This is a genomic window from Bacillus sp. ILBB4, assembly GCF_035064545.1.
In the GTDB taxonomy this organism is placed as follows: Bacteria; Bacillota; Bacilli; order Bacillales; family Bacillaceae_H; genus Priestia.
Genome location: NZ_JAIQVD010000003.1, coordinates 602,712 through 614,892, shown reverse-complemented (window position 1 = coordinate 614,892; position 12,181 = coordinate 602,712). Strand labels below are relative to the sequence as shown.

At 38.6% G+C, this 12,181-nt stretch carries 9 protein-coding genes; 1 reads left to right on the top strand and 8 read right to left on the bottom strand.

Features of this window, described 5'->3' with window-relative positions; genetic code table 11:
• Positions 1 to 71: 71 nt before the first annotated feature.
• The 5 genes from LAV82_RS15335 to LAV82_RS15315 all read right to left on the bottom strand — a co-directional run bounded on the left by LAV82_RS15335 (position 72) and on the right by LAV82_RS15315 (position 6,180).
• A complete protein-coding gene (locus LAV82_RS15335) occupies positions 72 to 1,139 on the bottom strand; it encodes a TolB family protein (RefSeq protein ID WP_499716378.1) in 1,068 nt (355 codons plus the stop codon).
• 25 nt (positions 1,140 to 1,164) lie between these two features.
• Entirely contained in the window at positions 1,165 to 2,634 is a 1,470-nt protein-coding gene (locus tag LAV82_RS15330) for a sensor histidine kinase (protein WP_013057588.1), read from the bottom strand.
• On the bottom strand, positions 2,631 to 3,323 hold the full coding sequence (locus tag LAV82_RS15325; protein WP_211078011.1) for a response regulator transcription factor: 693 nt from the start codon (positions 3,321 to 3,323) through the stop codon (positions 2,631 to 2,633). The genes LAV82_RS15330 and LAV82_RS15325 overlap by 4 nt, the downstream gene beginning before the upstream one ends.
• Before the next feature lie 131 nt (positions 3,324 to 3,454).
• The gene (locus tag LAV82_RS15320) at positions 3,455 to 4,969 is read right to left on the bottom strand and encodes an FAD-dependent monooxygenase (protein WP_499716376.1); all 1,515 of its coding nucleotides are present in this window, start codon (positions 4,967 to 4,969) and stop codon (positions 3,455 to 3,457) included.
• Positions 4,970 to 5,004: 35 nt separating this feature from the next.
• Complete coding sequence (locus tag LAV82_RS15315) at positions 5,005 to 6,180, bottom strand: YhgE/Pip domain-containing protein (protein WP_499716375.1); 1,176 nt, start codon at positions 6,178 to 6,180, stop codon at positions 5,005 to 5,007.
• A 202-nt stretch (positions 6,181 to 6,382) separates the two neighbouring features.
• Here LAV82_RS15315 and LAV82_RS15310 point away from each other — a divergent pair, with 202 nt between their 5' ends.
• On the top strand, positions 6,383 to 6,991 hold the full coding sequence (locus LAV82_RS15310) for a TetR/AcrR family transcriptional regulator (protein WP_013057592.1): 609 nt from the start codon (positions 6,383 to 6,385) through the stop codon (positions 6,989 to 6,991).
• 42 nt (positions 6,992 to 7,033) lie between these two features.
• On the opposite strand, the gene odhB is transcribed toward LAV82_RS15310, so the two are convergent.
• The 3 genes from odhB to LAV82_RS15295 form a co-directional block, all read right to left on the bottom strand.
• The gene (odhB, locus tag LAV82_RS15305) at positions 7,034 to 8,329 is read right to left on the bottom strand and encodes a 2-oxoglutarate dehydrogenase complex dihydrolipoyllysine-residue succinyltransferase (RefSeq protein ID WP_014459542.1); all 1,296 of its coding nucleotides are present in this window, start codon (positions 8,327 to 8,329) and stop codon (positions 7,034 to 7,036) included.
• A gap of 16 nt (positions 8,330 to 8,345) precedes the next feature.
• Positions 8,346 to 11,207, bottom strand: a complete 2,862-nt coding sequence (sucA, locus tag LAV82_RS15300) for a 2-oxoglutarate dehydrogenase E1 component (protein ID WP_029322500.1) — start codon at positions 11,205 to 11,207, stop codon at positions 8,346 to 8,348.
• A gap of 364 nt (positions 11,208 to 11,571) precedes the next feature.
• Positions 11,572 to 12,159, bottom strand: coding sequence for a PadR family transcriptional regulator (locus LAV82_RS15295; RefSeq protein ID WP_499716373.1), 588 nt, complete (start codon positions 12,157 to 12,159; stop codon positions 11,572 to 11,574).
• Positions 12,160 to 12,181 lie beyond the last annotated feature (22 nt).

The following is a 12,181-nucleotide window of genomic DNA, read 5'->3' as shown; positions in this document are numbered from 1 at the left end:
ACACGAACTATTTATCCATTTTTGATAGATAGTTCGTGTTTCACTTTAATGAAACTACTTTTGTCTCAGCCTCATTTTAAAAAGATAATATACGTATGAACTTGATTTTGCGTAAAGCTCGATGCAACTAGTTTATTTCCTGATTGACTCCAATCAAGCTGATCAGCGGCATAGTCTAAATTTACGTTTAGGTGTGTAACATCTCCTGTTAATCCATCTGCTATGAATATCCCTTTATCTCCCTCTTTTTCAGAAATAAAGTTATAAGCTAATTTCGAACCGTCGGGAGACCAGCTTACACCAAAAATTTGAGTGGACAGAGCAAGCTGAAAGGCCTCTGATCCTTTTAAATCTGTAATAGACAGCGTTCTCGTTTGGGCATCTTTTTGCTGAACGAGCGCTAATTGTTTTCCGTTTGGAGACGGGATAATAGAAACCACATTATCTCGGATTTTTTCAGGGTCCGTCTGTTCGTTATGAAGAAAAAAAAGCTGGTTGTTTACACCAATATAATAAATGCCACCTATTCCTTTAACTGCATCTAAGATTCGATCGTCTCTGTGCAACAGAGGTTCTACTTCTCCTTTTACATTTGCTTTAGAAAGCTTTCCTTCCATTGTAATAAACATTACTTCTGAATTATTAAGCCACTCTCCGCTTGATGGATAGAGAAGAACATTCTTTATTTTAACCGTTTTTTTTGTTTGAAGGTTCATTATATAACCAAATGTATCTTCACCTTTTGCTACTTTATAAAAAAGATATTCACCATTCGGAGAAAGCTTTGCCGCATGTTGAATTTCATTGCTTGGATGCAACACAAAAGTAGACTTGTTTTTTAGATTATAAGTGGCTAGATTCTGTGCATATACCTCTTTGGGACCGAAATCGTGCGAACGAAATTGTTTATTTTCTTTACTAACAATCATTGTGTTTTCGTTTGAAAATTGAAACGCCCTTACGCCGTTAATATCCTGAACGTCTTTCACTTCTATTTTTCCATCTTTATCTACTTGGTCCAATACAGTAATTTTCTTGTCGGGTTTTTCAACGGTTTCTCTATGGCTTTCTTCTTGTCCGCATGATGTTAAAATAAGAAAAGTGCTTGCTATACATATCATTAATCTATACCGTTTCAATAACGGTTCACTCCTTTTAGCTAACTCATTTCTCTGTTTTCAAAGGAAACGACACTTTGAAAATCGTCCATTTAGAATCAGAATGATGCAGCTTGATAACGCCTTTTTGCTTTTCAGTTAAATCTTTGGCTAATGCTAAGCCAAGGCCTGTACCTCCGGATAAACGCGACCGATCTTTATTTACCGTGAAAAATGGTTGAAATAATTTTTCTTCTGCTTCGGGTGGAATCCCTATCCCGGTGTTAGCTACATCTACAATAATAGAATTCTCTAAAGTATAAGACGTTACTTCCACTTTTCCGCCTGGTTCATTATATTTAATAGCATTGTCAATTAAATTGATAAAAATGTGTATTAAGCTTTCACGATCAGCCCAAACAACTGCTTCTTTTATATTTGTATGAAGAGTCAAATCAAATTTAGCTGCTTTTCCTTTCATACGATCGCATATGTCTTCTAGAAGCCGCTTCAATTCAACTTGCTCTGGCCGCTGCTCGAAATCATATTTCTCAAGCGCTGAAAGTTTTAAGATTTTATCTACCATTTCATGAAGGCGATTCGTTTCTTTACGAATATTTTGCACGCCGTCTTCCATAAGCTGAGGATCATCTCGATACATATCAAGTAAGTCAACATAAGCTTTGATCGATGTTAAAGGCGTCTTAAATTCGTGGCTGATGTTACCGATAAACTGCTTTTGCTGCTGTTCAAGAGACTGCAGTTTCGAAATAGCGAACTCAAGCTTTCTTTTTTCTTCATTCATTTGATCGATATTTTTTTCAATCGACGTACTCATAAAAAACAAGCCTTGACTGAGCTCCCCGAGTTCATCGCGCCGTTTGAACGGCAGGTCGGTTAAATAACGACCTTTTCGAATCTGCTGTGAAGTTTTTTGAAGGCTAGCAATAAGCGAAGCAATACGGTAAAAATAAGCGTAGCCAATTAAAAAAGCTGCTGCTGCTGCAATCGTTCCCCAAGTACGAAATAGGTGTCTAATGTCAGCTATAAACTGCTGATTATTTTTTAGGGAATGGTCAAAACGAATGGCTCCAATAAATTGATTATCGATTGACACAGGTGCAAAGTAAATAAGGGAAGAACCCGAGATTTGATAAGCTATTTTTCCTTTCAAAGCATAGCTAAGCGTGTCAGAAACATCCACATCTTTTTGGCCGATGGGAATAGAGCTTCCTGCTTCCTGTCCTTTTTGATTATATAGGACTGTTTGCATTCCGCTTTGTGATGCAATCGAAGAGGCAAGACGCTGTCCTTTTTGCTGAAGAAAAGAATCTGTATTCAGAGACGTGTCACCGGTTACATAACTTTGACGAATCGTTTGCTCGGCTGCTTTGCTTTTTTGAATAAGTTCACTTTCTAGCTGATCACGCTGATTTGTCTCAATTCCTTTTAACACAAGTACGCTCAGTACGGTTACTGTTAAAATAATTAAAAAAGCAAGAACGAGTCCCATTTTAGCTTTTAGGCTGATTTTCATTCATTGATCCCTGCTGTCGCTTTATATCCAACGCCATATACCGTTTGAAGCAAATAAAGTTCTGCTTCTCCTACTTTTTTTCGAAGGCGCTGCATGTGAATGTCTACCGTACGTGTACCGCCTGCATAATCCATTCCCCAGACAAGATCTAGTAAATCTTCTCGTGTGTACACTCTCTCTAAATTGGCAAGTAATAAAGCAATAAGATCAAACTCCTTTGGTGTAAGCTTTACTAAATCATTGGCAACATGTAACGTGCGCTGAATTAAGTTCACCTTCACTTTTCCTACCGTGATTTCTCCCACAGCTTCAGGAGCTTCATTTTTTTCCATTCGCCGAACAAGTGCTTTAGCTCTAGCTACAAGTTCTCTTACATCAAACGGCTTGGTCATGTAATCATCTGCGCCTAACTCTAAACCTAGAACTTTATCGACGATGTCATTTTTAACCGTTAACAAGATAATCCCCATTCCTCTTCGATTCTCAAGTTTTCGGCATACTTCATAGCCGGTTAATTTGGGCATCATCACATCTAATATCATCACATCAGGTCGAAAGCTTTTTACTTTTTCAAGCGCTTCTTCACCGTCAGATGCTGTGTCTACAATATATCCTTCGCGCTTGAAAGCATAGGATACCGCTGTAGCAATACTTTTTTCATCATCAACTACTAAAATCCTTTTATTCAATGTATCACGTACTTTCATTTGATATTTCTATTCGTCTATCTTATCAAACAGCTTTCCCAAAAACATCTCCAAGTTGTTTCGAAATTGTAAACAAAAATAAAAACACCATATAAGATGGCGTTTTTTTAGATCTAATATTCATTTGTAAAAGGAAGGATTTTATGCGTATTCAAATATTGATGAAGCAGATCTATACGCTGCTCGCTGCTAATAAAACCAATGTATCCGTCCGGTCTAATAACGTATAGAGCATCTTTTTGAAGCCCTGCTTTCTTCAAGTAAGGGTTCCAAGAAAACTCGTGCAAGGAGAAGCCTTTTTCTTGCATGCTCTTTTTTAGCTTCTCTGCTGCTGTTCCATAGACATGTATTTGCCAGTTTAATGACTGTAAATATTCAAAATTCCCTTCTACATAAGGTAACCGATCACCACTTTGCACCTTTGTCCCTTGCCCGCTGCTTAGGTTACTATTTCGATACTTAATGCGGATTTGAGATAAAATCGTAAATGCTTTGTGACGGGGATAAGGGAAACGAAATAAAAAGGATAGTACAGGCGGAAAGATATGCTTTCTAAAAAATTGACTCGTTTTATCTCGTGCCACCATTCGCTTAAAAGCGCGATCAGTTGTATTTACAAGCAGCTCTGCAAAAGGCAGCCTTTCTTCTTCGTATGTATCTAATATGGAAAGTGCCGCTTTGTGTTGAAGGACAGCTGCTAATTTCCATGAAAGGTTGATTGCATCTCCAATTCCTGTGTTCATTCCTTGTCCGCCTGCAGGACTATGAATATGGGCTGCATCTCCACTTAGAAAAGTACGCCCCTGTCGGAAACGGCTTGCTACTCTGTGATGGATATGATATGTCGAGAACCAATTTATACCCTCAACCTGAGCACCAAATGTTTGTTGAAGAAAAGCGTGAATGTTTTCAGCTTTTACATCGTTTTGATCCCCAAAAGCTGAAGGAATAATGCCGATCATTCGATACGTTCCTTTACTTCTAACAGGCATACAGATCAAAAATTCTTCATTGCTAAATGAAATACTGATTTTTTGATTCTTCATCATTTCACCAGAGCCTTCAACATCCATCACATAAAAATGCTGTTTATATTTTTCTCCTTTAAATTCTATCTTCATTTGTTTCCGAACTGTACTGTGTGCTCCGTCACATCCACAAATATACTTAAAATAAGCGGTTTCCTCTTGCTGGGCTTTTAATAAAGTTTTTACCCTTTCTCCGTGTTCAGCTAGAGATAGTAGCTCCGTCTTCCATTCTACTTCAATCCCAAGGTTTTTTAATTTTTCAAGTAGAAACCGCTCGTGGTCGTCCTGTGGAAATGTAAGAACAAAAGGAAAAGGACTTAATCCTTCTCCTAAAGATCCTAGATGAACTTTTGCTTTTATTTTATTCTTTACTCGGACGTATACATCTTCCATCTTAATCCCGTGGTCTATGACTTCATCTACAAAACCGAACTGCTGATAAAATTCAAGGGTTCGCGGTAAAATAGCCATTGCCCGGGAGGCTTGCCCAGGCCCGTCGCTTCTATCAATAATTCGAAAAGGAATGTTATGTCTGGCTAAATTGTAGGCCATAACGAGGCCAGTAGGGCCGGCACCAACGATTAGGATTTGTGGATTCATCATCATCTCTCCTTTTCATTCAGTTACAGTATCTTTTATATTGAGTGAGACTTCTCTTTTTTTACAGAAGATGCAGGTAAAGCAGAAGCAAACACAGCACATAAACTTATTAAAGAGATAAGAGCTAGAGCAGATACAGAATGATTCCATGTCAGATGTTCTCCAAAGAAAAATAGTTCTCGTACGCCATCTACCATAAACCTCATTGGTAGCCATGGATCAATCCACTCTCTATAAAAATCAGGCATAATCTCTGGGGCCATTGAAAGCAAAGGTGCGCCAAAAAATAGAATAATAACGAAAATCGGAAGTCCCTTTAGTCCTAGCCATGAAAGTACGGCTGATATCAGAGTGAAAAAACTGAAATAAGCAATAGCTAAGAATAGTGCTGTATCTAAAAATGAAGGAACAGTAATTCCAACCACTTCAGCCAGCCACGCTAGCCCGAAACCTGCAGCTAAAGCAAGTATACCCCCGATGATTACGAACCCTACTTGGTTAACGATTTTCTCTTTACGAGAAGAAAACGTGATTTTTTTGATAGCGAGAAATACAACTGCTGCCCCTGCTATACTCGCCATCCACAGCGGCTGAAATAATGAAACGGGGGCATTTCCGTTGACACTATGAGTCCCTGTTTCGTTTACGTTTATAACTGTTTTTTGAATCGGTGCAGCGAGTGCTAATGCTTGGTTTGCACTTAGTTGCGTTCCGTTTTGTTCAAATCTTTTTACTATCTGCAAGCGCATATTTTCATTCATCTTATCAACTGCTCCGTTTAGCACCTGACTTGCTATTGTTGAAGCAGCTGTATTCATTCCTTGATTCACTAATAATCTAATAGCGGGTGCATTCGGCTGAGCCGTCTGAAGAGTCACCTGTTTTTTGGTGAACTCTTTTGGAATGATAAGCGCCCCATAGTATTTTTGATTATTTAATCCTTTTTCAACTTCTTTAGTAGTTGATACAAAAATCCATTTAACCGAAGACTGTTCAGTGCTTGAACTCTTCATATTTTGTTTTATTTGATCTCCTATATTTACCTTACCCTTTGCTGGAACTGTCATTCCTTCGTCGGCATTTACGAATGCGATTGGCAAATTCTTAGGTGCTTGGTTTACTGAAGGAATTAACGTTAGGATAAAAATGAAAATAACTGCTACCACTATAATTGGTGAAAAGTATATACATTTTTGGTGAACTAATTTCATATAAACGTCCCCTTTTCATTTTAAAGATATGGACTTTGACGAAAGAAAAAAATAATGTACATACTGTTGATTAGTGATCACTATGTAAATTATAATAAATTCATCTGCATTCTCAATATGCAATAATCGTAAGAATGTTGCTTACTTAACACAAAGCATATAACTGTTCATTATTAAAGAAAAAAGTAGGTGTTTAAAAACTGTGGGTAATTCAAAAACAGATCGCCGAATTATTCGAACGAAAAGATTCATTCGAGATGCTTTAACAGAATTGATGGAAGAGAAAGGGTTTGAAGGAGTAACGGTCAGAGATCTGACAAAAAAAGCGGATATTAATCGTGGAACCTTTTATTTACACTACCAAGACAAATACGATTTACTTGAAAAAAGCGAAAATGAAGTTATTCAAGAGATACAAGAATTTATCAAGAAAGCAAATCCCAATGAGATTGTGTCTGCTAATTTGCAAGAACAGCCTTTACCGTTTATCATCGCACTTTTTGAGTATATTCAAGAAAATGCGCGTTTTATGCAGGTTATGCTTGGTCCAAAAGGGAATCCTGGATTTTATCTTAAAATTAAAGAAGTCATGAAAACCAATATGCTAGAAAAATTAAAGCTCATTGATAATAAAATATCTCCGCTTGTTCCACTTGAATATTTAATGTCTTACGTAACGTCAGCGCATCTTGGAGTCATTCAGCACTGGTTAGAACAAGATATGAAGCAGTCACCGCGAGAAATGGCCCTGACACTCGCTAGCATGACTTTTCTAGGTCCTGCTTATATTGCAGGCATTAAACGAACATAAAAAGAACCTGCTATTCTCTAAGAAAATAGCAGGTTCTTTTTATTAACCTTCTAGTAATAAAGATTCTGGATCTTCTAATAGTTCTTTAACAGTAGCTAGGAAGCTTACGGCTTCTTTGCCGTCAACGATACGGTGATCGTAAGAAAGTGCAATGTACATCATCGGACGATTTTCGATACGCTCTTCATCAATTGCTACCGGACGAAGCTGAACTTTGTGCATTCCTAAAATACCAACTTGAGGCCCGTTTAAAATTGGTGTAGACATTAATGAACCGAATACGCCGCCGTTTGTAATTGTGAACGTTCCACCTTGTAAATCTTTTAATGCTAATTTGTTGTCACGCGCTTTTTTCGCTAAATCAACGATAGAGCCTTCGATACCAGCGAATGTTTTGCGGTCAGCATCACGTACAACTGGAACAACAAGACCGTCTGGAGCTGACACAGCAATACCGATATCATAGAATTTCTTAATTAATAACTCGTTTCCTTGAATTTCAGCATTTAATAATGGATACTTTTTAAGTGCTGCTACTACTGCTTTTGTAAAGAATGACATAAAGCCAAGTCTTACGTCGTGCTGTTCAAAGAATTTGTCTTTGCGTCGTTTGCGAAGAGCCATAACAGCAGTCATGTCTACTTCGTTAAACGTTGTTAGCATAGCTGCTGTTTGCTGAACTTCAACAAGACGTTTGGCAATTGTTTGACGACGACGTGACATACGTTCGCGTTCAACAGGTTTGTCGCTATTTTCACTTGCCGCTGGAGACGGAGATACCGGGTTAGCTGGCTTACTTGCTTGTGCCTGCTGCTTTTGCTCATTTGATTTTTGGTCTGCATACGAATCAATATCATGTTTGCGCACACGGCCAAGAGGATCAGTAGTTGGCACTTGATCTAGCTTAATCCCACGTTCTCTTGCTGCTTTGCGAGCTGCAGGAGAAGCAATTAGCCATTGTTTTTGATTTCCTTGCTGAGGCGCTTCAGCTGCTGGCGCTACTTCTTCAACAGTTTTTTGCTGAGCTGGAGCCGCTTCTTGCTTTGGTGCTTCCTCTGCTGGTTTTTCTTCAGCTTTTGGTGCTGCTGGTGCTGAAGCTCCTTCTTTCGCTTCAAGACGTGCAATTGTTTCACCAACTTGCACTGTGTCGCCTTCGCCAGCAAGAAGTTCCGTTAACACACCAGAGTCTTCAGCTGTAATTTCAACGTTAACTTTATCTGTTTCAAGTTCAACGATATAATCGCCTTTTTCAACGAAATCTCCTACTTGTTTTAGCCACTGTGCAACTGTTCCTTCAGAAATTGATTCTGCTAATTCCGGTACTTTAATCTCTCCCATGGTTCATTCCCCTTCCTTATCGTGTAACAACGTCGTTAGCAATTTCATTTTTAGTTAATGCATCTTGTAAAATACGTTCTTGTTCTTGTCTGTGAACTGTTGGATCTCCTTCAGCTGGACTTGAGCGTCTTGTGCGGCCGATGTAGTCAACCGTAGCTCCTTCTGGTGCTACTTCACGCAGTCGATCTTCTACATAGTTCCATGCGCCCATGTTTTCCGGCTCTTCTTGTAACCAGACAATCTCTTTTAAATTTTTATAGCGAGCAAAGATTTCAGCAATTACGCGTCTTGGGAACGGATAAATTTGTTCTAGACGAAGGACGTGTAGCCAATCTTTATCATCTTCTGCTTTGTTTAAGCGTTCCGTTAATTCACTGCTGATTTTTCCGCTGCACAGAACGATTCGTTCAACTGCATCTTCTTTTTTGCCTAATCCAGGCTGTTCTACTACTAAGCGGAAAGAGCCTTTTGTAAACTCTTCAAGGTTTGACACACTAAAAGCATTACGAAGCAAACTTTTTGGTGTCATAACTACTAGCGGTCTTACTTCTTCGCGCTGTAAAATGGCAGCTTGTCGTCGAAGTAAGTGGAAATATTGTGCAGCGCTTGTTACGTTTGCGATTGTCCAGTTGTTTTCTCCAGCTAGCTGTAAATAACGTTCTAGACGAGCGCTTGAGTGTTCTGGCCCTTGACCTTCATGGCCGTGTGGCAGCAATAAAACCATTCCAGATTTTTGTCCCCACTTAGCACGGCCTGCTGCAATAAACTGGTCAATAATAACTTGGCCTGCATTGGCAAAATCACCGAACTGTGCTTCCCAAAGAACGAGCGTTTCAGGAGCAAATACATTATAGCCGTATTCAAATCCAAGCACGGATCCTTCAGATAATGGACTGTTACGAATATCAAAGGAAGCGCTTACGTTCTTCATTGCGTGTAGTGGTGAGTAAACATCCCCTGTCTTATGATCATGAAGAACAAGATGTCTATGTGCAAACGTACCACGTTCAGAGTCCTGGCCTGTAATACGAATTGGCGTGCCGTCTCTTAAAATCGTAGCAAATGCAAATGCTTCACCCAATGACCAATCTACGCTTTCATTTTCTTCAAACGCTTTGGCACGTTTAGATAAGATGCGATCAAGTTTTGGAAATACGTTAAATCCTTCAGGGTATTTCACTAGCTCTTGATTTACTTCAAACAGTTCTTCTTTTGTAACAGATGTATCAATATCTGAAATTCCTTTGAAGACTGCTTGTGGCATTTCCATGATTCTATGTTGCTTTTCAGCTTTTGGCGGTACTTTCTCATAAGCTGCTTTTAACTTCGCTTGTAACTCTTCATTAATTTGATCTGCTTGGCCGCTTTGAATCACGTTTTGTTCTTCAAGCTGCTTTGCATACATAGCACGAACGGTTGGACGTTTTGTCACAATTTCATACATCTTCGGCTGCGTTACAGACGGTTCATCCATTTCATTGTGGCCAAATCGACGGTATCCAATTAAATCAATCAAGAAATCTTTGTTAAAGCGTCTGCGATACTCATAAGCAAAGTAAGCAGCAGCTAAACAGGCTTCCGGATCATCCGCATTTACGTGAACAATTGGAATTTCAAACCCTTTTGCTAAGTCACTTGCATATTTCGTTGAACGAGAATCGACGCTTTCTGTTGTAAATCCAATCATGTTGTTAGCAATAATGTGGATTGTTCCACCTGTTTGATAACCAGTCAATTGATTTAAGTTCAGCGTTTCTTGTACAATACCTTCACCAGGGAACGCAGCATCTCCGTGAATTAAAATCGCGAACGATTTTTTTACATCTTGTTTTGGGTATCCATTCACATCACGCTCATCTTGAGCCGCTCTTGTAAACCCTTCCACAACCGGATTAACAAACTCCAAGTGACTCGGGTTGCTAGCCAATGTCAAACGAGCTCGAACTGTGTTCTCTGCTTTAATTTGTTTGTCGGCACCCAGGTGATATTTTACGTCTCCCGTCCAGCCGTAGTTGATACCGATTGAACCTTCTGAAGGAACTAATTCCTTGTTAGGTGCATGCTGGAATTCTGCAAAAATCATTTCATACGGCTTGCCTAATACGTGTGCCAATACATTTAAGCGTCCACGATGAGCCATACCGATATTAACCGTTTTTGGGCTTGTTTCCACTGAGCGTGCAATCAGTTCATCTACAAGTGGAATTAACATATCTACGCCTTCAATAGAAAAGCGTTTTTGTCCGACAAATGTACGGTGTAAAAATTGTTCAAAGCCTTCTACTTCTGTTAAACGCTTTAATATAGAAGTTCTTTTCTCATTTGAAAGAGGTTGAAAAATAGCACCTGACTCGACCATATCAGTCAGCCACTTATTCTCTTCCATATTATGTACGTGATGGAATTCAAACGCAATGGTTTTTGTGTAGACATCTGTTAAATAGTTAATTGCGTCTAAACCATTTTTGACGTGTGATGGCGCATTTGTACATAAAATGTCAACCGGAATTGATTTCAAATCTTCTTGCGTTAAATTGTAATCTTCCAAGTGAAGCAAGACAGGATCTTTCTTCTCGCTTTCAAGCGGCTTAATTGATGCGTATAGATGACCATAAGCACGGATGTTTTCCGCTAGCTTAATAGCCGATGCAATTTTAGATGTGTTAGCTGAAGGTGCAGCCTGTGCGTATTCAGCTTGCTGAACTTGCTCACTTTCGTTTAAGGGAGGAGCACCCCAATAATCAAATAATTCTTTTAACTCTGGATCTACTAGATCTGACTGCTCTTCATATAACTCATACTGTTCTAATACATAGCCATAGTTCGGACCCAAAAATCCTTGCCAAGGCTCCCCTCTATTCGACGTTTCGTTACCCATGATAAAACCCCCAACGAGTTATAATAATTGTCGTACTCAACAATCTTTCCATTTTGAATGTCGATTACCTTATCGTCTGACATCTTTACAACGAGTGATAAATCTCACTGCGTGTGTATCTGATATCTGCTTATATTTTACCACTCTTTTACTCGTCAATCAAAATGAAATCGCTATATTTCTTTAATTTTTTTTACTTTTTTAATAGTCTTACTACTTTTTGAAAGCGTTTTATAAGTAAAGCTGATTAAAGGGCGAATCAGGTGTTAATTAATTGTTATTGAACTAGCTTTTGGCAAAATTAAATTGCTTGAAATATATTTTATGACCATTAAAAAAAAGAAGCAGCGTTTTGCTTCTTTTTTTAAAACTCATCTACGATTTTTTCAACGTCTTCAAAATAACCATCATCTACTTCTGTAAGCTTGTTGCTTTTCGCCGCTTCGAGTAAATGAGTGAACCAAGTTAGTTCTACTTTCAAATGCATAATCGTGCGCATAATGATCGACAGATTTGCAATGGAATGATCTACCTTTTTAACTTGGTACAAATTTTGCATTTTTTCTAAATAAGCTGCCGTTTCCTCAATCTTTTTTTCTAAAGCAGAAGCCACTTTTTCTTGATCGACGTAAGAAGTAAATGAAAGCGCAGCATAAACTGGTCTATGCATATGCTCTTTTTTTAATAGCTGTTCAAAATAAAGGCGCTCAAATTCTTCTCTTCCTGCATCCGTGATAGAATAAACGGTCTTTTCAGGTCTGTTTGTCTCTCGAATCACATCGACTACTTTCACCAGCTGCTTTTTTTCAAGCGTATCAAAAGCATAATATAAAGAGCCGCTTGCAAGTTTAATATAGTGCTTCATTTGTCTTTCATTAATGGTTTGCTGAATCTCATAAGGGTGCTTATTTCCTTCCATTAATAAACCCAATATGACTAATTTAACACTCATAACACCTTTCACCTCTTGACAT

Excerpts from the sequence above, each read along its gene's own strand:
- LAV82_RS15320 (WP_499716376.1), bottom strand. The coding sequence starts at position 4,969 with ATGAATCCACAAATCCTAATCGTTGGTGCCGGCCCTACTGGCCTCGTT.
- LAV82_RS15295 (WP_499716373.1), bottom strand. The coding sequence starts at position 12,159 with ATGAGTGTTAAATTAGTCATATTGGGTTTATTAATGGAAGGAAATAAG.
- odhB (WP_014459542.1), bottom strand. The coding sequence starts at position 8,329 with ATGGGAGAGATTAAAGTACCGGAATTAGCAGAATCAATTTCTGAAGGA.
- LAV82_RS15330 (WP_013057588.1), bottom strand. The coding sequence starts at position 2,634 with ATGAAAATCAGCCTAAAAGCTAAAATGGGACTCGTTCTTGCTTTTTTA.
- sucA (WP_029322500.1), bottom strand. The coding sequence starts at position 11,207 with ATGGGTAACGAAACGTCGAATAGAGGGGAGCCTTGGCAAGGATTTTTG.
- LAV82_RS15315 (WP_499716375.1), bottom strand. The coding sequence starts at position 6,180 with ATGAAATTAGTTCACCAAAAATGTATATACTTTTCACCAATTATAGTG.